Genomic DNA, 22689 nt, shown 5'->3' on the forward strand with positions numbered 1-22689 from the left:
GCGAGCACCGTCAGGAGTGTGTGGGCGATGGGACAGGATCAGAAGGACCAGCTCGGCCGTCGCCAGTTCTTCCGCGCGCTCGGCGGCGGCACGGTGGCGGCCGCGGCCGGCATGGCGTCGCCGATCTCGGTCACCGAGGCGCAGGCCTATGACCCCGGCACGGACGAGACACGGTCGCGCTACCGCCTCACGGACGAGGTGAAGGCGTTCTACCGGACCAACGGCTACGAGACCCTCCAGAACAGCACGAACGCCGGAAAGAAGTGAGCCTGCGATGCTGACCAAGCGCAAGAGCGGCGAGGCGAGCCGCACCAAGCATCAGGCCGTCGCCGCGGGCCTCGCGGCCGGCGTGCTCGACCGGCGTGGCTTCCTGAAGAAGTCGGGCCTGACCGCCGGCGCCCTCGCGGCGGCCGGCACGATCCAGCTCGGGTCGGTGCGTCAGGCGCGCGCGGCCGGGTCCTCGGCCACGGCGCCGGACGTGCAGATCAAGAAGAACGTCTGCACCCACTGCTCCGTCGGCTGCACCGTGACGGCCGAGGTGGTGAACGGCGTCTGGGTCGGCCAGGAGCCGTCCTACGCGAGCCCGATCAACCGCGGCACCCACTGCGCCAAGGGCGCGGCCATCCGTGAGCTGGTCTCGTCCGACCGCCGCCTGAAATACCCGATGAAGCTCGTCGGCGGGCAGTGGCAGCGCGTCTCCTGGGAACAGGCGATCGAGGAGATCGGCGACAAGCTCGGCGCCATCCGCGAGAAGAACGGCGCGGACTCGGTCTATTGGCTCGGCTCCGCCAAGTTCACCAACGAAGCGGCGTACCTGATGCGCAAGTTCGGTGCCTTCTGGGGCACCAACTCCGTCGATCACCAGGCGCGCATCTGTCACTCGACCACGGTGGCGGGCGTCGCCAACACCTGGGGTTACGGCGCCCAGACCAATTCCTACAACGACATCCGCAACGCCAAGACGATGATCATCCTGGGCGGCAACCCCGCCGAGGCGCACCCGATCTCCATGCAGCACGTGCTGTCCGGCAAGGAGATCAACCGCGCGAACATGATCGTCATCGATCCGCGCTTCACCCGCACCGCCGCCCACGCCACCGAGTACGTGCGCATCCGCTCCGGCACCGACATCCCGGTGGTCTGGGGCATCCTCTGGCACGTCTTCCAGAATGGCTGGGAGGACAAGGAGTTCATCAGCCAGCGCGTCTACGCCATGGACGACGTCCGCAAGGAAGTCGCCAAGTGGACGCCCGAGGAGGTCGAGCGCGTCTCCGGCGTGCCGGGCGAGCAGCTGCGCCGGGTGGCGGAGAAGTTCGCCAAGGAGAAGCCCGCGACCCTGATCTGGTGCATGGGCGCCACCCAGCACACGGTCGGCACCGCCAACGTGCGCGCCCTATGCATCCTGTGTCTGGCCACCGGCAACGTCGGCAAGCCCGGCACCGGCGCGAACATCTTCCGCGGCCACACCAACGTGCAGGGCGCGACCGATCTCGGCCTCGATGTCACCTCGCTTCCGCTCTACTACGGTCTCGTTGAGGGCGGCTGGCGCCATTGGGCCCGCGTCTGGGACGTGCCCTACGAGTGGCTGCAGTCCCGCTTCGACGAGGTTCCCGCCGTGGCCGGCCGCAAGGCCCGCTCGCGCAAGGAGAACATGGAAGCGCCCGGCATCACCTCGACGCGCTGGTTCGACGCCGTGAACCTGCCGCCGGAGCAGATCGACCAGCGCAGCCCGATCAAGGCGTTCATGGTGTTCGGCCACGGTGGCAACACCGTGACCCGCCTGCCCGAGGCGATCGAGGGCATGAACAAGCTCGAGCTGCTGGTGGTCGCCGATCCGCACCCGACCACCTTCGCGGCCCTCGATGCCCGGCAGGACAACACCTACCTGCTGCCGATCTGTACCTCCCTTGAGATGGAAGGCTCCCGCACGGCCTCGAACCGCTCGCTGCAATGGGGCGAGCAGATCGTGAAGCCGGCCTTCGAATCGAAGAACGACTACGAGGTGCTCTACCTCCTGGCCAAGAAGCTCGGCTTCGCCGAGACGCTGTTCAAGAACATCAAGGTCGAGAACAACGTCCCGTCCGCGGAGGACCTGCTGCGCGAGATCAACCGTGGCGGCTGGTCGACCGGCTATTGCGGCCAGAGCCCCGAGCGGCTGAAGGCGCACATGCGCAACCAGCACAAGTTCGATCTCATCACCCTTCGGGCGCCCAAGGACGACCCGGAGGTGGGCGGCGACTATTACGGCCTGCCCTGGCCGTGCTGGGGCAAACCCGAGCTGCGCCATCCCGGTTCGGCGATCCTCTACAACACGTCGCTGCACGTGAAGGACGGCGGCAGCACCTTCCGGGCCCGCTTCGGCACCGAGCGCAACGGCCAGACCCTGCTGGCCGAGGACAGCTTCACCAAGGATTCGGACCTCACCGACGGCTACCCGGAATTCACCTTCGGGGTGTTCAAGAAGCTGGGCTGGGACAAGGACCTGACGGCGGACGAACTCGCCACGATCCTGAAGATCGGCGGCGACAAGCCCGACACCGTGAGCTGGGCCACCGACCTGTCGGGCGGCATCCAGCGGGTCTGCCTCGACCACGGCGTGATCCCGTTCGGCAACGGCAAGGCCCGGGCGAATGCCTGGAACCTGCCCGATCCGGTGCCGGTGCACCGCGAGCCGGTCTACTCGCCGCGGCCGGACCTGGTGGCGAAGTACCCCACCCGGCCGGACGAGCGGCAGTTCCGCATGCCGAACATCGGCCTGTCGGTGCAGAAGGCGGCGGTCGAGCGCAACGTGGCGCGCGACTTCCCCATCATCCTCACCTCGGGCCGCCTCGTGGAATACGAGGGCGGCGGCGAGGAGACCCGGTCGAACCCGTGGCTCGCCGAGCTGCAGCAGGACATGTTCGTCGAGATCAACACCGGCGATGCCGCCGACCGCGGCATCAAGGACGGGTCCTGGGTCTGGGTCACCGGCGCCGAGAACAGCTCGAAGGCCAAGGTCAAGGCGCTCGTCACCGACCGCGTCGGCAAGGGCGTCGCGTTCATGCCCTTCCACTTCTCGGGTTGGTACGACGGCAAGGACATGCGCGACTACTACCCGAAGGGCACCGACCCGGTGGTGCTCGGCGAGAGCGTCAACTCGGTCACCACCTACGGCTTCGATCCTGTGACGGGCATGCAGGAGACGAAGTGTACCCTATGCCAGATCAAGGCCGCGTGAGAGGAGCGCATCGACCATGGCCCGTATGAAGTTCCTCTGTGACGCCGACCGTTGCATCGAGTGCAACGCCTGCGTCACCGCCTGCAAGAACGAGCACGAGGTGCCCTGGGGCATCAACCGCCGTCGCGTGGTCACGCTGAACGACGGCAAGCCCGGCGAGCGCTCGGTCTCGATGGCCTGCATGCACTGCACCGACGCGCCCTGCGCCGCAGTCTGCCCGGTGAACTGCTTCTACACCACGGCCGACGCCGTGGTGCTGCACTCCAAGGATATCTGCATCGGCTGCGGCTACTGCTTCTATGCCTGCCCCTTCGGCGCGCCCCAGTATCCGCGCGTCGGAAACTTCGGCTCGCGCGGCAAGATGGACAAGTGCACCTACTGCTCGGGTGGACCGGAGCCGGACCTGTCGGTGGCCGAGTACGAGAAGTACGGCTCGAACCGCCTCGCCGAGGGCAAGCTGCCGCTCTGCGCCGAGATGTGCTCGACCAAGGCCCTGCTCGCCGGCGACGGCGAGATGATCGCCGAGATCTACAAGCAGCGCGTGATCAAGCGCGGCTACGGTTCCGGCGCCTGGGGCTGGAAGACGGCCTACCGCGAGACCGTGGCGATCTGATCGCCCCCTCGCCCCTGGAGCCGGCGGCCGTCCGGCGGCTCCCAGACGACACGCCATCGGGCGACACGCCATCGAAAGGAACGCCGATGCGGCGGGCAGTTACGCTCCTCAGCACCCTCGTCGTCGCGACGACGCTCCTGGCCGCGCCGGCAGCGTTCGAACCGGCGCAGGCCCAGAATCCGATCACGCAGGACGGGCAGAACCCCATGGGCGCCAAGCCCACGGCGGATTCGGTGAACGAAGAGTTTCTCTTCAAGAACGCGGACAAGATCACCGGCCGGATCAGCATCCCGGACCGGAAGGCCGCGAACCTGATCCAGCCGCAGGGGCGCGAGTACCAGTCGTTCCGCGAGCACTACCTGCCGTGGATCGGTGCCGCCTTCATCCTCGGCATGATCGGCGCGCTGGGCGCGTTCTTCCTCTGGCGCGGGCGCATCCTGACCGAGCACAGCCAGGAATCCGGCCGCAAGATCCTGCGCTTCAACACCTTCGAGCGCTTCACCCACTGGATGACGGCCGTGTGCTTCATCATCCTCTCGCTCTCGGGCCTGAACTACATCTTCGGCAAGCGCCTGCTGATGCCGCTGATCGGCCCCGAGGCCTTCGGCGCCCTGGCGCAATGGGCGAAGTACAGCCACGTCTACCTGGCTTGGCCGTTCATGTTCGGCGTGGTGATGATGTTCGTGGTCTGGATCAAGGACAACATCCCCAACCGCCTGGACTGGGCCTGGATCAAGGCTGGCGGCGGCTTCATCGGCAACAAGCACCCCCATGCCGCGCGCTTCAACGCGGGCCAGAAGGGCGTGTTCTGGATGGTCGCCGGCTTCGGCGTCGCCATGAGCCTGACCGGCCTGATGATGCTGTTCCCGTTCGCGCTGCTGGACATCAACGGCATGCAGGTCATGCAGGTGATCCACTCGCTGATCGGCATCACCTTCATCGCCGGCATCCTGGCGCACATCTACATCGGCACGCTCGGCATGAAGGGCGCCTACGACGCCATGGGCAGCGGCAAGGTCGATCTCGCCTGGGCGCGCGCGCACCACGATCTCTGGGTGGAGCAGGAGCAGGCCAAGACCGCCAGCGGTCCGCAGCTGACCGGGCGCCACCCCGCCGCGGCCGAGTGACCTTCCAACGCTGCCTGAGGACGCCGGCACGGCGACGGGGAACCAGACCATGAAAGCCTTCATCCTCGCCGTCATCGCGGCCATCGGGCTCGGCGTCGTCGCCATGTACGCCCTGACGAGCAATCAGAAGTTCGCCTACCAGGCCTTCGCGACGTCGGGCGCCCGCGTGTCGGAGCCGGGCACCAATCTCGTGGGCGACAAGTGGAACGGCGATCCGCGCACGAACGACACCGGGGAATCGGCACACGGCAAGGCGACCGGTGAGCCCTCCCACCCGAAGCGGTCCTGATCCATCCTGCGATCGCCGAACCCAACGAAGCGCCCGGACCACAGGGGACCGAAGATGATCCGACGCCTGCCCTTCGCCGCGCTGCTCCTGTCGAGCTGCCTCGTGGCGCCCGCGGCCTTCGCCCAGGATGCGGCGCCCGCCCCGGCGGCGGCCCCCGCGAAGGGGCCGGCGAACCTGTGCCAGGAATTGGTCGCCTTCGTGCAGAAGCCGGAGGAGAAGAAACAGGAGGCCGCCACACCGGCGAAGCAGGCGACCGCCGTCTCCAATTCCTCCGGCAAGAGCGAGGGGCAGCCCTCGACGGGCGCGGGTGAACCGCAGCAGAAATCCGGCCTGAGCGGACCCACGAACGCCGACACCAAGGCGCCGTCCAGCGACACCAAGGCGCCGTCTACCGAGGCGAAGGCGCCGGCCGGCGACACCAAGGCGCCGACCAGCGATACGCGGGCGCCCGTCAGCGACGGCAAGACGGTCATGACCCAGGCCAATGCTTCGGCCAAGTCTCCGCCGCCGCCCGGTGCACCGGCCCCGAGCCCGAAGCCGGATCCGGCCGTGATTGCGCAGCTCGAGACGGCCGCCGGCGCGAACGACCAGACCGCCTGCCGCGCGGCGGCGCGTGCCATGCGGGTCGCTGGCGTCGTCATGCCCCCGCCCCTGCTGGCGCTCGCCGCCTTGAACCCGAAGTTCTACGCGGGATCGCAGCCCTGAGCCTGGACGGGAGGGCGGACGACGCGGACAGGCGTTGTCCCGAGCGTCCCCCGATCGGGCGGGACACCACCCTCTGCATGTCCCTGTCGGCGCGACCGGGGCATTTCGGGTCGCGGTTTCACAACCGGCTCTACGCGCTGCTCGGGCTCGACTACGTCTACAAGGCGTTCGCGACCACCGACCTCCCCGGGGCGATCGCCGGCATCCGCGCGCTCGGCATTCGCGGCTGCGCGGTCTCGATGCCCTTCAAGGAGGCGGTAATCCCGCTCCTCGACGCCCTCGACCCGTCCGCGCGGGCAATCGACAGCGTCAACACCATCGTCAACGACAACGGCACGCTGACCGGCGCCAACACCGACTACCTCGCGGTGCGCGCCCTGCTGGCCCAGCACGCCATCGATCCGTCGACGGCATTCGTGTTGCGGGGGTCCGGCGGGATGGCCAAGGCGGTCGTGGCGGCCCTGCGCGATTCCGGCTTTCGCCACGGGACGGTCGTCGCGCGCAACGCGGCGGCCGGGGCCGCCCTGGCGCAGCGCTACGGCTTCGCCCATGCGACCGAGCTCGGCGACCGCACGGCGCCGCTCCTCATCAACGTCACCCCCCTCGGCATGGAGGGCCCGGATGCGGCGGCCCTGGCCTTTCCGGAGACGGCCATCGCCGCCGCCGCGATCGCCTTCGATGTGGTCGCCCTGCCCGCACGGACCCCGTTCCTGCAGGCGGCGGAACGCCTCGGGACGCCGTCGATCACCGGACACGAGGTCCTGGTCCTGCAGGGCCTCGAACAGTTCGTCCGCTACACCGGCGTGCGGCCCACATCCGCCCAGGTGGCGGATGCGGCCGCCTACGCCCGGACCTGACCGGGCGACGGCGCGCTTCGGGCGGCCGTCCGACGCGAAGACGGGAGGGAGCGATGCCGGAACGGCATCGATCGGGGCGTCCCGCAGACAGGGGCTTAGGCGTGCGGATGGGCGGACCGATCCCCGTCGCCCGTCCGCGTCGCGACGCGGGCGAGCGCGTCCTCCGCAAAGAAGGTTTCCAGGGCACGCACAAGGTCCGGATTGGGTTTCTTCATGCCGTTGATGAAACGCGAGATCCGCGGCTGGTTGATCCCCAGTTCCCAGGCGAGACGCGCTTGGCTCCAGCCGGTGCGATCGAGGAATTGGCAGACGTCGGCGGGTCGGACCGGCATGGCTCCACCTGAGGCGATGGATTTCGCGCAGGCGCTTAAGGGTAGGCGCGCCGACAATCCCGACCATACGCGGTCGCGCCTTAATCCATCCCGACCGATCACGTTCGCGTGATATTCGACACGGTCCGCATTACTTTTAGAAGCGGAGCTTTAGCTACTCCTCGCCACCAGAACGATCTGCGAGGAAACCCCATGCGATACATGATCTACGGTGCTCTGTTTGCCGCCCTGCTCCCCATGGCCGCGCATGCAGAGGGTGATGCCGCGGCGGGTGAGAAGGCGTTCGCACCCTGCAAAGCCTGCCACGCCTTCGGCAAGAACGGCGTCGGGCCGAACCTGACGGGCGTCGTCGGCCGCAAGGCTGCGTCGGAGGAAGGCTACAACTATTCCGCCGCCCTCAAGGGGTCCGGGATCACCTGGGATGAAGCCAATCTGCACGAGTGGCTGAAGAACCCGAAGGCGAAGGTCCCGGGCACGAAGATGGTCTTTGCCGGCTATCCCGACGACAAGAAGATCGACGATGTGATCGCCTACCTCGCATCCAAGAAGTAATCGGTCGCGGCACGAAGCGACGCTTCTGCCTGATCGTTCCTGACCGTCGAAACGCCGCCGGATGTCCGTCCGGCGGCGTTTCGCGTCTGATGGGCGCGCCGCCGGCTTATTGCGGCGCCGGGGCGGGCATCGCGGGCTGATCCGGAGCGGGCGAGGTCGTGACGGGCGGTGCCGTGACAGGAGCCTGCGGATCGGCCGCATTCGCCGTCTCGGTCGACTTGGCGAGTTCGGGATAGGCCTCGACCACGTGCGCCCCGTTCAGGGGCTTGCTCACGCCGTTGTGGCAGGTGGTGCAATTGACCTTCGGCACGTCACCGAGGGCGCCGAGGCGGTTCGGCGGGAAGGTCGAGAGCAGCGGCTCGAGGTAATTGCCGTTGATGTCCCGCACCATCCGGATGCCGTGCCAAGCGGTGGTCCGTTGCGGCGTGCTCTGTGACCAGTTCGAGATCGCGCGGGTGTTGTGACAGAAGGTACAGTTGACCCCCAGTCCCTCCGACATGTGGATCATCAGCCCGTAGGTCTTCTCGGCATCCTGGATCGGCTTGCCCTTGCTCGTCGGCAGCGCCGTCGTGGCGTTCACCCGGATCGCGTTGTTGTCGATGGTCTTGTCGGCGAGGTACTCGGTCAGGGTGTCGTAGGGCAGCGACGCCAGGCCGACCGACGGCGCGGCCAGGTTCTGCCCGTTGTTGCGGGCGATGAAGCCGCCCGGGCGATTGGGACCCGGCTGGGTGAACCAGATATTGGCCGGCACCGGTTGCCCCCGGTGGCAGGTGTAGCAGGTCACGCCCGCCCCGCCGACGTGGTTCTCCTTCCAGGAACTGTTGATGTGCTGCGTCATCTGCAGCATCCGGCGGGCGACCTTCTTCTGGTACAGGCTGTCGTCGGCCATGTTCTCGGTGTTGTGACAGTAGGTGCAGCCCTGCTCGGGGCTGACCCATTCGGTCATCGAAGCCATCAGCCGATTGAACTCGTTGACGCTGACGTTCTTGAGAACCTGGACGTTCTCGTAGGTCGTGCCGGCAAGCTCCTCGCCGGGCTCGGCCGGATCGGCGGGCGCCGGCGCGCGGTTGGCGTCCCGGATGTCCTCGACGGCTTCGCGAGTGTGGACCTGCGCCATCGCGGTCCCGCGAAATCCGTTCTGATGGACCGCCAGCGGCGGCCGGTCCCAATCGGTCAGACCGACCATCGCCACCGTGAGGAAGAAGGCGATGGACGCGCCGAGGACGGTGAAGAAGGTCTTCATGGAGCTCCCCCGGGCATGGTGGTGGGCGGCACACTCAGCGGATCGATGACCGGCGGATAGACCTGCGGGTAGGACGGGGCGACGCCGTGCTTGACCGCCCAGAGGTACCAATTGTCGACCACCGTTCCGGTGAGCAGGATTCCGATGCCGCCGGTGAGCGTCGTCAGCACGGCGAACCACCAGGCCCAGCGGTGGACCGATTCCATGGTGGCGTTGAAGCCCATGGTCCAGCGCCAGAACAGGGCGGCGCGCTCGGTGGCGGTGCCGCGGTCGACGATCTGGTCGATCTCGCGCTCGCCGCCGAAGCGGCTCACCGCCAGGATGGTGCCGCCATGCATCGCGAAGAGCAGCGTCGACCCGTAGAGGAAGACGATCGAGAGCATGTGGAAGGGATTGTAGAACAGGTTGCCGTACCGCAGCGAGAACGCGGCGGTCCAGTCGAGGTGCGGGAAGATGCCGAACGGGACGGCCTCGCTCCAGGAGCCCATCAGCACCGGGCGGATGAAGCCGAGCACCAGGAACAGCCAGATCGCGGAGGCGAAGGCCCAGGGCACGTGGTAGCCGAGGCCCAGCGCCTTGGCGCGGCGGAACAGCCGCAGCCACCAGAGCAGGATCGAGGCGGTTAGGAAGAATCCGGCGATCAGCCACCAGCCGCCCTCGGCGAGGGGCGGCAGCACCTTCAGGCCGTATTGCGGGCGGGGCGGCTCGAGGGCCAGCCAGGGCAGCTGGCGCACGAACTGGATCGGATCCCAGTTCACGCTCGCCCACATGTTGAGACCGATGATCTCGAAGGCGATCAGCCCGCAGGCGAAGGAGAGGGCGCCGAGGTAGCCGATATAGATCGGGCCGACCTGCGCGTTGCCGATGAGGCCGAACAGGTAGGAGTTGAACGGCGTGCCCCAGCGCTTGTCGACATCCACCGGGATGCCGTGTTCCGGCTGGGTCGGTCGGACCTGCACTTCGGAGAAGATGTTCTGGTAGTAGGCCATGGGGTCACGAGCCTCCCTCTTCGGAGATCAGCGCCAGACGGGGAGATTGAGCCACCAGCCCCACCATTCGGGCCAGCCGCGGGTCCAGAACGGACCGCTGATGACGATGCAGACGGCGCTCCAGAAGCCAGCCGACAGCGCCAGGAACAGGCCGAGCCGGTGGATGCCCAGCGTGCCGATCGAGTAGCCGATGGTGTCGCGGAAGAAGGTGTCCTCGTGCTCGGGGGTCTTCACCACCTCGCCCTTGCCCGGATTGGTCGAGGACAGGATCAGCGAGCCGTGCAGCGAGAGCGCGAGCGTCGTGGTGAAGAAGAACGTCACCGCCAGCATGTGCGCGGGATTGTAGTGGAAGTGCAGGTACTGGTAGCCGGTGTTCGAGACCCAATCGAGGTGCGAGAGGATGCCGTACGGGAACCCGTGTCCCCAGGCGCCCATCAGCAGCGGCCGGATCACCACCAGCGTCACGTAGGCGAAGATCGCCACCGCGAAGGCGAAGGGGACGTGGTAGCCGATGCCGAGCTTCCGGCAGATCTCGACCTCGCGCAGGGCCCAGGACGAGAACGCGCCGACGGCGCAGAAGGTGATGATCTGCCAGAGGCCGCCCTCCTGGAGCGGCGCCAGGGCGAGCCCGTATTTCAGGTCGGGCGGTGCGATGTTGATCTGCCAGATGTTCCAGGTCGGTCCGAGCGCCGCCCCGTAGATGATCAGTGCCGTGCCAAGCACCGAGAAGAACAGCGTCGTGACGCCGAAGAAGCCGACGTAGAACGGCCCGACCCAGAAATCGAACAGGTCGCCGCCGACCAGCGTGCCGCCGCGGATGCGGTATTTTCGCTCAAAACTCAGCATCGCCATCGCGACCTCCCGGGCCCACCATCACGAGTCTCCGCGATGATCGACGGGGGGCCTTGGCGCCCGCCCGCCGATCATCCGTGTTCGAGGTCCTCTGCTGTCGAGGCCGCGCCTGTCAGGCGGGCATCGTCGGCAGGACCAGCGTCTGCGCGTCGGCGGCCCGCGGCGCCTTGGGGCCTTCCAGCCAGTTGAACCGGTCGGTGCTGAGCAAGATGAAGTGGATCAGCAGCGCCAGAATGAAGAGGAAGGTGAAGAGCGCCACCAGCGTGCGGCGCGGATCGAAGAGAAGCCAGACCTTGTGCATGATGAGGGTCCTTCTCAGGAGAGCAGGGAGACGACGCCCTGGGCCGCCGTCTCGAGGGCAGCGTAGCCCTTCGGTCCGGGCAGCCACGGACGCCACAGCCACACCAGGATGTGGGCGACCACGGCGATCGCCGTGAAGATGATGAAGCTGGTCAAGAAGATCGCGTGGAACTCCTTGGCTTCCGGTTCCGTCAGCCCGGACAGGCTGCTCGGTTTCTCGACAATGCCATTGGCCATTGGTTCAAACCTCCGCTTTGACTAGCCGCGCCCGCACGTCCGGGTACGGTGGGTGTCACCGGACCGCGCGGAGCGGCCTCGGCGGTCCTTCCCGCCTGTTCGGACGGGAGGTCGATCGGGGGCGGGCGGAACGCCTCGTCCCGAGGACGAAGTCAGCCCATGAAGACGAAGGGGATGGCCGAGACGGCCATCGCGCGGGCCTCGGCGAAGACCGAGCGCCGCCGCTGCGGCAGCGCCGTCCGGGCCTGCGGGATCACGCGCTGCACCAGGGCGGCGATGAGGAAGAACGGATAGGTGCTGGCCAGGATGATCCGGAACTGGACCTCGTCCTGATGCAGGCGCGACACCGGATTCAGCGAACGTTGCATGGGATGGGTCTCCTCCTGGCATTCCGCGGCGGGACGCATCCGGGTCGGGACGCGCGGGGTCGGCATCGACCGGTCGGACGGCGCCGCGCCGTTCCAGCCGGAAAGGGAATGGGTGCCCGGGACGGGATGCGCGCTCATGCGGCGGCCCCCAGGCGGGCTTCGGCGCGGGCGCGCTCGACATGGTGGGCGACCACGCGGGCCGTGCCCTCGCCGCGCGCGACGCGCTCGGCCGCATCACGCAGGCGCTTGGCCGCCGAGATCCGCACCAGCACCGGATGGGCCTCGACGAGTTCGTCGAGACGGGCCCGGGCGGCCTCGTCCCAGGGCAACTCCCGGTGGAGCCGCGACGGCGTCGGCTCGACCTGGTCCATGTCGCGGGCGAGCGGCAGGATGTGGAAGAGCATGTCGAACAGGGCGTTGCAGACCTCCTGGACGAGGTAGGTCGCACCCGCGAACCCCATGAAGGGCGTGCCCGTGTGCCGCCGGATGATCGCGCCCGGGAAGGAGGCCGGCACGAAGACCGCGCGGGCCCCGGCCTCGGCGGCGTACATCCGCTCGTTGAAGGAGCCGAACAGCACCAGGGGCGGGTTCTTCGCGATCATCTCGCGAATGGCGGCGTTGTCGGTCTTGGCACCCGCCGTGCGGCACTCCGAAAAATGACAGGGCAGCCCCATCTCGTCCGCGAGGAAGTGCCGGACACCCCGGGCGTAGGTCTCAGAGGCCACGATCCCGAAACTCGCCGTGCCGAAGAAGTCCTGCGTCACCGAGCGCCAGAGATCCCAGACCGGCTTGATGGTCGTGTGCTTCTCCCGCGCGATGAACGGCTCCGGGTCCAGGCCGAGGGCCTCGCCCAGGGCCCGCAGGAACCGCGTCGTCGAGTGGATGCCGATGGGCGCCTGGAAGTAGGGGCGCTCGAGGGCCTCGCAGAGCAGCCGGCCGAACTCGCGATAGAGGCAGATATTGGCGTCGGCATTCACCAGGGCCGGGACATCGGCCAGATGCGAGCCCAGGGGGAAGACGAGGTTCACCTCGGCGCCGATGCCCTCCACCAGGCGGCGGATCTCGGCGAGGTCGGAGGGCATGTTGAAGGTGCCGTAGGCCGGCCCGATCAGGTTCACCCGCGGCTTCACGCCCTCCTGGCGGGGCGGCCGCGCGGGGATGCCCTTCTTGGCGAAGCGCTTGGCGCCGTACTCGTTCCAGAGCCACGCCATGGCGCGGTCGGCGGCCTGCCACTGGTCCTCGTCGATGGTGCGCGGCAGGAAGCGCTGGAGATTGGTGCCCTCCGGGGTCACGCCGCCGCCGATCATCTCGGCGATGGAGCCGGTGACGACCACGCTCGGCTGGGCCGGGTCGAGGGTGGCGTGGGCCCGCTTCATCGCGGCCTCGGTGCCGTGGCGGCCGAGTTCCTCCTCGGCCAGGCCCGTGACCACGATGGGCAATTCGTGCGGCGGCAGCGCGTCGGTGTAGTGCAGCACCGAGGTCACCGGCAGGTTCTCGCAGCCCACCGGGCCGTCGATGACGACCTGCAGACCCTTGACCGCGGTGAAGACGTAGACGGCGCCCCAGTACCCGCCGGCCCGGTCGTGATCGAGGACGAGCATCAGGCCATCTCCCCGATCGGATCGTGGGTCGGTTTCGGCCGGACCGCCGCGGCGACGTTGCGACGAAGCGTCGGCACGTCTTCCCAGATGCCGGCGGCATGGCCCTCGCCGACGCCGTCGAAGAAGTCCCGCATGGCATCGAAGCGCGCGCGGTTGCCGAGGGCGGCGTTGATGACTTTCGCCAGCGAGCCGGCGCCCGCCACGCCCATGAGCGGGCGGGCCGAGATCAGGTTGGTGAAGTAGAGGGCGGGAATGCCGAGCGTCTTGGCCTTCTGCACCACGGGCGTGGTGCCGATGGCGAGGTCCGGCCGGACATCCATCAGGGCTGCGAGATCGTCCTCCAGGGACGCCCGGTAGCGCACCGCGACGCCGCGCGCCTCGAGCCAGGCCTGATCGGCCTCGGAGTACGGCGTGCGCGGGCAGGCGGTGCCCACGTAGGCGAGATCCGCGCCGCTCTCCACCAGGAGCCGGGCGACCAGCAGCTCGGAGCCCTCGTAGCCCGACAGCGTGATCCGGCCCCGGATCGGATTGGCGCCGAGCGCCGCCCGGATCATCGGCAGGACGCGGTTCTTGGCCGCCTCCACCGTGGCACGGGGCACGGCGCAGGCCTCGCCGATCCGGTCGAGCCAGTCGGCGGTGCCGTCATGCCCGACGGGGGCCGAACCGACGATCGGCCGCCCGGCGCCGGCGAATTCGCGCAGCGACGCGGTGTAGAACGGGTGGATCGCCGCCACGGCGGTGCAGTCCAGGGCGGCGTAGAGCTCGCGCCATTCCCGCGTCGGGACTACCGGGCCGGCACTGAGACCCAGCGGCTCCAGCAGGCCGCCGATCACGACCGGGTCGGCGGGAAACATCTCGCCGAGGAGGGCCACGGTGGGACGCTCGGCCCGGCCGGTGCGGGGCGCCTGCACGGGCCCCTGCTCGGCCTCGGTCCGCGCGACCCTGAGCATCGCGCCGGCCAGGACGTCCTTGGCCTCGGCATGGGTCGGGACCCCGAAGCCCGGAACGTCGATGCCGATGATGCGGACGCCGTCGATCTCCTTCGGCAGCAGGCGGAGCGGCACGCCGGACGCGGTCGGCACGCAGAGATTGATGACGACGACGGCGTCGAAATCGGCCGGCTTGGCGACCTGGAACACCGCCTCGCGGATATCCTCGAACAGCTTGCCGGTGACCAGGGTCTCGGAGTTGAAGGGCACGTAGCCCACGCTCCGCTTGGCCCCGTAGAAATGTGCGGTGAAGGTCAGGCCGTAGACGCAGCAGGCCGAGCCGGAGAGGATCGTCGCCGTGCGGCGCATCCGCAGGCCGACCCGGAGCGAGCCGAAGGCCGGGCACATGCTCTGGGGCTGGTCGTGCGGGCCGGCCGGGTAGTCCCGGGCATAGGTGTCCAGGGTCTCGTTCAGGCCCGCGGCCTGGGCAGCCGCCCGCATCGCATCCTTGCCGGCGTGACAGCCATGGCCGTCCTCGCGCGCGGCGGCCAGGTTCACCACCTCGGCGGAGGCCGGGACGGCCCCCAGGGTCGAGGCCGGGCGCTCCTTGCGGGCGCGAAGAGCGGCGATGTCGAGGGTGACGGCCATGATGCGTCAGACCTCGTCGTAGACGACTTCGAGGGACGGCTTCACGACCTGCGTCGTACCGCACATGTCCTCGAAGGTGGCGGGCACCAGGGTGACGCCGCGGCCGACGGCCTCGCCCTTGAACAGGCCCAGGAGACCATCCTGGCTGAGGGGCGTCGGATGGTTCGGCGCCGCCTCGTGGACGTTCCGGGCGAGTTCGGAGAACAGGGAACCCCAGGGGCTCTCGGGCCGCCCGATGATCTCGTAATTCGCGCTCTTCCGGCGGATGTCGTCGTCGGCCGGGATCGAGGCCAGGATCGGAATGCCCACGGCCGCCGCGAAGGCTTGGGCCTCGCCGGTGCCGTCATCCTTGTTGATGACGAGACCGCCGACCCCGACGTTGCCGCCGAGCTTGCGGAAGTATTCCACCGCCGAGCAGACGTTGTTGGCGACGTAGAGCGACTGGAGATCGTTCGAGCCGACGACGATGACCTTCTGGCACATGTCGCGGGCGATCGGCAGGCCGAAGCCGCCGCAGACCACGTCGCCGAGGAAGTCGAGCAGGACGTAGTCGAACCCCCAGTCGTGGAAGCCGAGCTTCTCCAGGAGCTCGAAGCCGTGGATGATGCCGCGACCACCGCAGCCGCGCCCGACCTCGGGACCGCCGAGCTCCATGGCGTAGACGCCGTCGCGCTTGAAGCAGACGTCGCCGATGGCGACCTGTTCGCCCGCGAGCTTCTTCCTGGTCGAAGTCTCGATGATCGTCGGGCAGGCGCGGCCGCCGAACAGGAGCGAGGTGGTGTCGCTCTTGGGGTCGCAGCCGATCAGCAGGACCTTCTTGCCCTGCTGGGCCATCATGTAGCTGAGGTTGGCCAGGGTGAACGACTTGCCGATGCCGCCCTTGCCGTAGATCGCGATGATCTGCGTCGCCTTGGTGGCGGCGACGGGCACGGGATCCGGCTCGATGCCGGCCTCGGCGCGCAGGGCCTCGGAGGCCTCCAGGGCGCCGCCGTTCAGCTGCCGGTTCGTCAGCTGGATGTTCATGCGGCTCTCCAATCCAGGATCATCTTCAGGCATCCGCCGTCACCGAAGGCCGTGCGATAGGCATCCGGAGCGTCCGCGGCCGGGCGCCGATGGGTGATGAGGTCGTCGAGGCAGAGCCGGTCCTCGGCGACGAGCGCGAGGGTCGCGGCGAGATCCTCCGGCCGCCACTGCGCGGCGACGCGGATCCGGGCTTCCCGGAGGAAGGCGGGCGCGAAGGCGAAGCCGAGACGGCCTTCGTAGAACCCGGCGAGGACCAGTTCGCCGCCGGGGGCGAGGCGCGCGATCCCGGTATCGAGGATGCCGGGATCGCCGCTGACGTCGAGGATCGTGGCGTAGTCGCGCCGTGCATCGTCCTCGGGCGCGAGAACGGGGTAGGATTCCGGATTCCGGCGCCGCACGGGGTTGGTTTCCCAGACCTGCGGCGTGGCGCCGAGGGCCTGGGCGATGCGCGCCACCAGGCGCCCCAGGACGCCGTGGCCGATGACGAGGAGCGGCCGACGCAGGTCGATCCCCGCCAGGGCGTGGCGCGCCGTGGCCGCCAGGGCGATCAGGGTTCCGCGCTCGCCCCAAGCCGTGTCGATGGGAACGAGGCGCTCGCCGGCGCTGACCAGGTGGGCGGCGGCGCCGCCGAACAAGCCGCGGACAGGGCCGAAGCACCGGGCACCGGGGACGAAGACGGTCTGCCCGACACGGACGCCGCTCCCGGCTCCGGCCTCGACGACCTCGCCGACGGACTCGTAGCCGGGCACCAGGGGGTAGCCCATCCCCGGAAACGACGGCATCCGGCCCGACCAGAGCAGGCGCTCGGTTCCGGTGCTGATGCCGCTCCAACGGATCGCCACGACGGCATCGCCGGCCGTGGGATCGTCGAGCGGCAGGCTTTCGAGGCTGAGCATTCCGGGATCGTGGAGGACGACGGCATCTGTTTGCATCGCGCCTGCCCTCCCCCATCCACCGACTCGGTTCGTTCGGCGCCGAACCTGTTATGTCATCCTAGATAGACACTTTTGAACGTCAAGATAAACTTACAATAACGCTGTCTTATCGCGTTGACACGAGCAGCCGGGTCAACAGCGGACGGCGCGTCGCGACTTCGACGCTGCGTCGGAAGCCGGCTTCGGAGAGGAGCGCCGTCAGATCCCCGACGGTGCGGCAGCGCCCGCTGCCCATCGCCAGGAGGTAGAGGCCGAAATAGGCGTCGGTGACCGGCTCGGCGCCGGGCGTACCGCTCATGGGCTCGGCGAGAATGAGACGCCCGCCGGGGGGAAGCGCCGCGTGCGCGGCCTTGAGCAGGATGCGGACGGTTGCGTCGCCGTGGTCGTGCACCACCCGCACCAGGCTGATGGCGTCGGCGCCGAGCGGGAGCGGGTCCGACAGGAAGCTGCCGCCGAAGGCCTGGAAGCGGCCCGCGAGCCCGGCCCGGCCAACCTGCTCCGTGGCGCGATGCGCCACCGCCGGCAGGTCGAAGAGTCGGAGTTGGAGCGCCGGCGCGAGGCGGCCGGCCGCCGCCAGGAAGGCGCCCTCGCCACCGCCCACATCCATGAGGCAGCGATGGCGGCGCATCGGGTAGGCCTCGAGGATATCCGCTGCGATCAGCGCCTGGGAGGCCGACATCAGCCCGCTATAGGAGGCCACCGCCGCGGCCTCCAGCGCGGCCCCGTCCCCGAGGGCATAAGGCCAGTATCCGCCGAGACGGGTCGGTCCCGCCTCGCCGCGCAGGAGCGCGACGGGATCGCGCAGGTCGTCGTAGAGCAGCGCGTGATGCTCGATCATCCGGCCGATCGCGGGGTTCCCGATCAGGGCCGCCCCGAGATCGGCCAGGACATAGCGGCCGTCCGGCAGCCCGCGGATCAGGCCGAGGGAGGCCGCGGCCTTGAGCAGACGCGTCCCGGCCTCGGGGGACAGCCCCATCCGGTGGGCCAGCGCCGCGCCCGGCACCGGGCCGTCCGACAGGAGGCCGAAGAGGTCGAGCCGGACACAGGCGAACAGCGCCTGCGAGTAGGTGAACCCCGCGCAGAGATCGAACAGCGCGCGGGTGTTCGACCGCGCGATCCGCCGCGTCAGCGGAAAGCCGGCGGCCCAGCGCTGAAAGCGCGGATCGGCGATGATGCGGGCCCGGAGCGCGTACCAGCGCGCCCGGAGCCCCCCGGTGCCGGGCGGAAGCGGTGGATCGAGGGTGGCGCCGCGCGCCACCTCACGCCAGCTCCCGCGCAAGGCTCGCCGGCAGGAAGAGCCGGGTTTGCGCCTCGATCTCGGTGCGCAGCGTTTCGGCGCCGGGACAATCCGGGATGACCTCGACGGCCTCGCGCACCAGGCGCTTCAGGCGCGTGAGCGCCCCGCCCATCCCGAGGAGCGCGGCCGCGTTCGGGCGACCGAGCGTCGAGTCGCGGCCGACGGGCTTGCCGACCTCCTCCTGGCGGCAGGCGACGTCGCGCAGATCGTCGGCCACCTGGTAGGCCTCGCCCAGGCATTCCCCGAGGAGTCGCCAGGGCAGCGACGGAGCGCCCGCGGCGGCGGCCCCCGTGACCGTCGCGGCGGCGAACAGCGCCCCGGTCTTGGCCTGCTGATACTCGGTCAACGCCACGGTCGGCTCCGATTCCCAGGCCTGACCGGCGGCGATTCCCGACGGCGAACCGGCCGCCCGGGCAACGAGGCCGACGAGGGCGGCCAGCCGCTTCGGATTCCGGGCCGCGCCGCGCGCGAGGGTCTCGAAGGCCGAGACGATGAGGGCGTCGCCCGTCAGCACCGCGAGGGGCTCGCCGAAGGCGGCGTGGACGGAGGGTTGGCCGCGCCGGAGGGGCGCATCGTCGAAGCAGGGCAGGTCGTCGTGGACGAGGGAGGCGCAGTGAAGGAGCTCGATGGCAGCGGCCGCGGCGTCCGAGGCTGCCGGATCGTCGTCGCCGCAGGCCCGGGCCACGGACAGGCACAGGCGCGGGCGGATCCGGTGCCCGCCGGGGAAGACGGCGTAGCGGATCGACTCGGCGAGGCGTGGCGGCGCTCCGGGCGCCTCCAGGTGCGCGACGGCGGCGTCGAGGGCGGTCTCGATGCGACGGTTGGCGTCCATTGGCCGTCTCTCCCGTGTCACTTGTTCTTGCGTACTCAAAGTGTCAGTATTTATTGACAGTCGTCAAGACGGATCCGCTTGACGGGAGGAAGCCACGTGAAGGTCGTCGTCATCGGTGCCGGCATAGGCGGTCTGGTCGCCGCGCTGCGGCTCGCCCATGCGGGCCTCGACGTGACGGTGCTGGAACGGGGGCAGCGGCCGGGCGGCAAGATGCGGCGTGTCCCGGTGGGCGGGACGGCGGTCGATGCCGGCCCCACCGTGTTCACGATGCGCTGGGTCTTCGAGGAAATCTTCGCCGAATGCGGCGCGGACCTCGGCGCCCATGTCGGGCTGGAGCCGGCCGCGATCCTGGCCCGGCATGCCTGGAGGCCCGGCGAACAGCTCGACCTCCACGCCGATCCGGACGCCTCGGAGGCGGCGATCGCGGAATTCGCCGGGCCGCGCGCGCGCGACGGATACCGTCGGTTCCGCGCCCGCGCCGCCGAGGTCTACGCCACCCTGGAGAGGCCCTTCATCCGGGGCGAGCGCCCGAGCCCGATCGACCTGACCCGACAGGCCGGCCTCTCGGGCCTGGGCGACCTCTGGCGCATCCAGCCCTTCACCACCCTGTGGCGCGCCCTCGGCGACTATTTCACCGATCCGCGGCTGCGGCAGCTCTTCGGCCGCTACGCGACCTATTGCGGCTCGTCGCCCTTCGCGGCGCCCGCGACCCTGATGCTGGTGGCCCACGTGGAGAGCCAGGGCGTCTGGCACGTGGCCGGCGGCCTCAGCCGCCTCGCCGGCGCGGTCGCCGCGCTGGCCGGGGAGCGCGGCGCCGCCTTTCGCTACGGGACGGCCGCCCGCGGCATCGCCGTGCAGGGCGGCCGCGTCGTCGGCGTCGACCTCGACGACGGCGAGCGGCTCCCCGCGGATGCTGTGATCTGCAACGCCGACGTGGCGGCCCTGGCCGATGGCCTGCTCGGACGCGACGCGGCCCGGGCCGCAGAGACCGTTCCGGCCTCCGAGCGCTCGCTCTCGGCGGTTACGGTCTGCGCGCAGGCGCGTGCCGCGGGCTTCCCGCTCGCGCGGCACACCGTGTTCTTCTCCGGCGACTACGCGGCGGAGTTCGCGCGCATTCGGGCCGGGCACCTGCCGGACGATCCCACGGTCTATGTCTGCGCGCAGGACCGATCCGACGCGAGCGCTCCGTCGGATCGGCCCGAGCGCCTGCTCTGCCTCGTCAACGCCCCGGCCCGGACCTTCAGCCCCTCGGAGATCGAGACATGCGTGACCACGATGCGGCGGCGCCTGAGCGCGAGCGGATTGACCCTCTCGGAGACGGCGGATCCGGTGACGACGGGCCCGGCGGAGTTCGCGCACCTGTTCCCGGGATCGGCGGGCGCGCTCTACGGGCGGGCGTCCCACGGCTGGATGGCCTCGTTCAAGCGCCCGGGCGCCCGTACGCGGATTCCGGGCCTCTACCTCGCGGGGGGGAGCGTGCATCCGGGTCCGGGGGTGCCGATGGCGGCGCAGTCCGGGCGGATCGCGGCGGACAGCCTGCTGCGGGACCGGAGCGGCGCCCGCGCTTCGATACGCGGGTGGATCGCGACGGCTACGTCTGGTGGTACGTCGATGCCCTGAGCGAGGACGGCCGCCAGGGCCTGACCATCATCGCCTTCATCGGCAGCGTGTTCTCGCCCTATTACGCCTGGGACCCCAGCCGCGACCCCTTCGACCACTGCGCCGTCAACGTCGTGCTCTACGGCGAACGGGCCAACCGCTTCTGCATGACCGAGCGGGGCCGGAAGAGTCTGAACCGGGATGCCGACCACATCCAGATCGGGCCGAGCGGCCTGTCCTGGGACGGCACCACGCTGACGATCCGCCTCGACGAGGTGACGGCGCCGATCCCCGCCCGGGTCCGAGGGACGGTGCGCCTGCGCCCGGGAGGCTTCACGCCGGGCCCGCGCCCTCTCGATGCGGCGGGCCAGCACCGCTGGTGGCCGATGGCGCCCTCCTCCCCGGTCGAGGTGGCGCTGGAGGAGCCCGGGATCGCCTGGCGCGGAACCGCCTACTTCGACACCAACCACGGCGACACGTCGCTCGAGGCCGCCTTTCGCGACTGGACCTGGTGCCGGGCCGACCTGCGCGACGGGGCGGCGATCCTGTACGACGTCAACCGGACGGACGGCACCCGGCAGGAACTCACCCTGTGCTTCGCCGCCGACGGGACGCCCCGGGACATCGACCCGCCGCGGCGCGTCGCCCTGCCGCCGACGCGGTTCTGGCGCATGCCGCGCAGTACGCGGAGCGACGATGATCGCGTGGAGGTCGCGCGAACCTTCGAGGACACGCCGTTCTACGCGCGGTCCTGTCTCCGCGCGACCCTGCGCGGCGAGGCGGTGCGACCGGTCCACGAGAGCCTGTCGCTCACGCGTTTCAGCCACCCCCTGGTGCGGCTGATGCTGCCGTTCCGGATGCCGCGCCGGACGCGCTGAGGCGGATCAGGCCGGCGGGCCCTCGGCCTGCTCGGCGGCCGCGCGCGCGGCCGCCGCCCGGTCGCGCCGGATGCCGCGCTTCAGGACCACGAGCTGCCAGGTCGCCAACCCCAGGGCGAGCGCGAAGACGAGACCGATGTCGAAGGCGGCGAAGAGCGGGTCGGTCACGGACCGGCCGGGACCGTGGCCTCGCGCTCGCGCAAGGTCTCGATGAGGTCGAGGACCCGGGCGACCTGGGCGGGAACGTTCCACCAGGCGGGGGGCACCGGCACGGGTTGGGCGGCCACGGCCTCCACCAGGAAGGCGGTCTCGGCCAGGGGCAGCGCGATCCGGTGGGGCATGACCGAGCCGGGCATGAGTAATTCGGGCATGACCAAGTCGGGCCGAGCCAAGCCGTTTCCTGCGGTGAAGGGCAGCAGCGCGCGGGCCATCAGGACGGCCTTGCGACGGCCGGGCACCCGCGCCCGGTTGGCGATCGGGTCGAGGCCGCGTCGCTCGAGATCGCGGCCGATCTCGGCGTAGATCAGGCGGGCGGCCCGGATGGCGGGCCGGCAATCCAGGGGAAGCCCGGGAATGCCGGCCTCGGCGCGCGCGTAAAGTGATTCGGCGACCGCGAGGAGGCGACCGACGATCGCCCGCAGCGCCGGGCCCGCGACCGGGTTCGCCAGGAAGGCGTCCGGGTCGAGGCCGGTCTCCCGCATCCAGGCCAGCGGCAGGTAGAGCCGCCCGGCCCGGGCGTCCTCGCCGACGTCGCGGGCGATGTTGGTGAACTGCATGGCGACGCCGAGATCGCAGGCGCGGGCGAGCACGGCGCCGTCGCGCACGCCCATCAGCACGGTCATCATCGCGCCGACGCTGCCGGCGACCCGGGCCGCATAGGCGGTGAGGTCGGACAGGGTCTCGTAGCGCCGCCCCTGCGCGTCCCAGGCCAGCCCCTCGATGAGGGCGGCGGGCAGGGCCTGGGGCAGCCTGTGGGCGGCCACGAGGTCGGCCATGGCCCGGTCGGGGGGCGAATCGGACGGGGCGTCGTCGTAGATGCGGGCGAGGCGCGCTGCGAGGCGCGCCAGGGCGGCCGGACGGTCGCGGGAGATCGCGTCGTCGACGGCATCGTCGGAGAGGCGGCAGAAGGCGTAGAGCCCGTAGGCCGGGCGCCGGACTCGCGCCGGCAACAGGGCGGAGGCGGCGAAGAAGCTGCGCGACCCGTCTCGGATCGCGGCCCGGCAGGCGGCATGGTCGGCCGCATCCGCGTGGGGCATCGCCCAGAGC

25 protein-coding genes are annotated in these 22689 nt (G+C 70.0%); 10 read left to right on the top strand and 15 right to left on the bottom strand.

What is annotated here, in order from left to right; all coding sequences use genetic code 11:
* Positions 1 to 27 precede the first annotated feature (27 nt).
* From ASF58_RS18760 to ASF58_RS18790, 7 genes are all read left to right on the top strand, one after another.
* Entirely contained in the window at positions 28 to 267 is a 240-nt protein-coding gene (locus ASF58_RS18760; protein ID WP_055955978.1) for a formate dehydrogenase, read from the top strand.
* Between the two features lie 7 nt (positions 268 to 274).
* A complete protein-coding gene (locus tag ASF58_RS18765; protein WP_055955981.1) occupies positions 275 to 3217 on the top strand; it encodes a formate dehydrogenase subunit alpha in 2943 nt (980 codons plus the stop codon).
* Positions 3218 to 3233: 16 nt separating this feature from the next.
* Positions 3234 to 3830: a formate dehydrogenase FDH3 subunit beta gene (gene fdh3B, locus ASF58_RS18770; protein ID WP_055955987.1), complete on the top strand. Its 597-nt coding sequence runs from the start codon at positions 3234 to 3236 to the stop codon at positions 3828 to 3830.
* 86 nt (positions 3831 to 3916) lie between these two features.
* Entirely contained in the window at positions 3917 to 4957 is a 1041-nt protein-coding gene (locus ASF58_RS18775; RefSeq protein WP_055955990.1) for a formate dehydrogenase subunit gamma, read from the top strand.
* A gap of 49 nt (positions 4958 to 5006) precedes the next feature.
* The gene (locus ASF58_RS18780; RefSeq protein ID WP_055955992.1) at positions 5007 to 5246 is read left to right on the top strand and encodes a hypothetical protein; all 240 of its coding nucleotides are present in this window, start codon (positions 5007 to 5009) and stop codon (positions 5244 to 5246) included.
* A gap of 54 nt (positions 5247 to 5300) precedes the next feature.
* Entirely contained in the window at positions 5301 to 5951 is a 651-nt protein-coding gene (locus ASF58_RS18785; RefSeq protein ID WP_055955995.1) for a hypothetical protein, read from the top strand.
* A gap of 53 nt (positions 5952 to 6004) precedes the next feature.
* Positions 6005 to 6808: a shikimate 5-dehydrogenase gene (locus ASF58_RS18790; RefSeq protein ID WP_280137564.1), complete on the top strand. Its 804-nt coding sequence runs from the start codon at positions 6005 to 6007 to the stop codon at positions 6806 to 6808.
* A gap of 95 nt (positions 6809 to 6903) precedes the next feature.
* On the opposite strand, the gene ASF58_RS18795 is transcribed toward ASF58_RS18790, so the two are convergent.
* The gene (locus ASF58_RS18795; RefSeq protein WP_055956001.1) at positions 6904 to 7140 is read right to left on the bottom strand and encodes a helix-turn-helix transcriptional regulator; all 237 of its coding nucleotides are present in this window, start codon (positions 7138 to 7140) and stop codon (positions 6904 to 6906) included.
* Between the two features lie 192 nt (positions 7141 to 7332).
* Between ASF58_RS18795 and ASF58_RS18800 the strand changes: the two genes are divergently transcribed.
* Entirely contained in the window at positions 7333 to 7692 is a 360-nt protein-coding gene (locus ASF58_RS18800) for a cytochrome c family protein (RefSeq protein ID WP_055956005.1), read from the top strand.
* A 106-nt stretch (positions 7693 to 7798) separates the two neighbouring features.
* Here the strand turns inward: ASF58_RS18800 and pufC are convergent, their stop codons facing one another.
* The 12 genes from pufC to ASF58_RS18860 all read right to left on the bottom strand — a co-directional run bounded on the left by pufC (position 7799) and on the right by ASF58_RS18860 (position 18946).
* On the bottom strand, positions 7799 to 8935 hold the full coding sequence (gene pufC, locus ASF58_RS18805; RefSeq protein ID WP_055956008.1) for a photosynthetic reaction center cytochrome PufC: 1137 nt from the start codon (positions 8933 to 8935) through the stop codon (positions 7799 to 7801).
* Positions 8932 to 9924 carry a photosynthetic reaction center subunit M gene (gene pufM / locus ASF58_RS18810; protein WP_055956011.1) on the bottom strand — a complete coding sequence of 331 codons (993 nt, stop codon included), beginning with the start codon at positions 9922 to 9924 and terminating at the stop codon, positions 8932 to 8934. The genes pufC and pufM overlap by 4 nt, the downstream gene beginning before the upstream one ends.
* A 27-nt stretch (positions 9925 to 9951) precedes the next feature.
* Positions 9952 to 10776 carry a photosynthetic reaction center subunit L gene (gene pufL / locus ASF58_RS18815; RefSeq protein WP_055956014.1) on the bottom strand — a complete coding sequence of 275 codons (825 nt, stop codon included), beginning with the start codon at positions 10774 to 10776 and terminating at the stop codon, positions 9952 to 9954.
* 112 nt (positions 10777 to 10888) lie between these two features.
* Positions 10889 to 11077, bottom strand: coding sequence for a light-harvesting antenna LH1, alpha subunit (gene pufA, locus ASF58_RS18820; RefSeq protein WP_055956017.1), 189 nt, complete (start codon positions 11075 to 11077; stop codon positions 10889 to 10891).
* Positions 11078 to 11091: 14 nt separating this feature from the next.
* On the bottom strand, positions 11092 to 11313 hold the full coding sequence (gene pufB, locus ASF58_RS18825) for a light-harvesting antenna LH1, beta subunit (RefSeq protein ID WP_055956020.1): 222 nt from the start codon (positions 11311 to 11313) through the stop codon (positions 11092 to 11094).
* Between the two features lie 152 nt (positions 11314 to 11465).
* The gene (locus tag ASF58_RS18830) at positions 11466 to 11681 is read right to left on the bottom strand and encodes a hypothetical protein (protein WP_055956535.1); all 216 of its coding nucleotides are present in this window, start codon (positions 11679 to 11681) and stop codon (positions 11466 to 11468) included.
* 134 nt (positions 11682 to 11815) lie between these two features.
* Positions 11816 to 13282: a chlorophyllide a reductase subunit Z gene (gene bchZ, locus ASF58_RS18835; RefSeq protein ID WP_055956023.1), complete on the bottom strand. Its 1467-nt coding sequence runs from the start codon at positions 13280 to 13282 to the stop codon at positions 11816 to 11818.
* Positions 13282 to 14859 carry a chlorophyllide a reductase subunit Y gene (gene bchY, locus ASF58_RS18840; RefSeq protein ID WP_055956026.1) on the bottom strand — a complete coding sequence of 526 codons (1578 nt, stop codon included), beginning with the start codon at positions 14857 to 14859 and terminating at the stop codon, positions 13282 to 13284. Before bchY ends, bchZ begins: the two co-directional genes overlap by 1 nt.
* 6 nt (positions 14860 to 14865) lie before the next feature.
* Positions 14866 to 15882 carry a chlorophyllide a reductase iron protein subunit X gene (locus tag ASF58_RS18845; protein ID WP_055956029.1) on the bottom strand — a complete coding sequence of 339 codons (1017 nt, stop codon included), beginning with the start codon at positions 15880 to 15882 and terminating at the stop codon, positions 14866 to 14868.
* Positions 15879 to 16814: a chlorophyll synthesis pathway protein BchC gene (bchC, locus tag ASF58_RS18850; protein ID WP_055956032.1), complete on the bottom strand. Its 936-nt coding sequence runs from the start codon at positions 16812 to 16814 to the stop codon at positions 15879 to 15881. Before bchC ends, ASF58_RS18845 begins: the two co-directional genes overlap by 4 nt.
* A gap of 109 nt (positions 16815 to 16923) precedes the next feature.
* Entirely contained in the window at positions 16924 to 18075 is a 1152-nt protein-coding gene (locus ASF58_RS18855) for a methyltransferase (RefSeq protein ID WP_055956035.1), read from the bottom strand.
* Between the two features lies 1 nt (position 18076).
* Positions 18077 to 18946 (bottom strand): polyprenyl synthetase family protein, encoded by an 870-nt coding sequence (locus ASF58_RS18860; RefSeq protein ID WP_055956038.1) that lies wholly within the window; start codon positions 18944 to 18946, stop codon positions 18077 to 18079.
* Positions 18947 to 19042: 96 nt separating this feature from the next.
* Here ASF58_RS18860 and crtD point away from each other — a divergent pair, with 96 nt between their 5' ends.
* Complete coding sequence (gene crtD / locus ASF58_RS18865) at positions 19043 to 20566, top strand: 1-hydroxycarotenoid 3,4-desaturase CrtD (RefSeq protein ID WP_244477400.1); 1524 nt, start codon at positions 19043 to 19045, stop codon at positions 20564 to 20566.
* Positions 20524 to 21423 carry a carotenoid 1,2-hydratase gene (locus tag ASF58_RS18870; RefSeq protein WP_200930225.1) on the top strand — a complete coding sequence of 300 codons (900 nt, stop codon included), beginning with the start codon at positions 20524 to 20526 and terminating at the stop codon, positions 21421 to 21423. Before crtD ends, ASF58_RS18870 begins: the two co-directional genes overlap by 43 nt.
* Positions 21424 to 21429: 6 nt before the next feature.
* On the opposite strand, the gene ASF58_RS26750 is transcribed toward ASF58_RS18870, so the two are convergent.
* Positions 21430 to 21591 carry a hypothetical protein gene (locus ASF58_RS26750; RefSeq protein ID WP_200930226.1) on the bottom strand — a complete coding sequence of 54 codons (162 nt, stop codon included), beginning with the start codon at positions 21589 to 21591 and terminating at the stop codon, positions 21430 to 21432.
* Positions 21588 to 22679, bottom strand: coding sequence for a phytoene/squalene synthase family protein (locus tag ASF58_RS18875; RefSeq protein ID WP_055956540.1), 1092 nt, complete (start codon positions 22677 to 22679; stop codon positions 21588 to 21590). Before ASF58_RS18875 ends, ASF58_RS26750 begins: the two co-directional genes overlap by 4 nt.
* Positions 22680 to 22689 lie beyond the last annotated feature (10 nt).

Origin of the sequence: Methylobacterium sp. Leaf125, from assembly GCF_001423085.1 — a bacterium.
GTDB lineage: Bacteria > Pseudomonadota > Alphaproteobacteria > Rhizobiales > Beijerinckiaceae > Methylobacterium.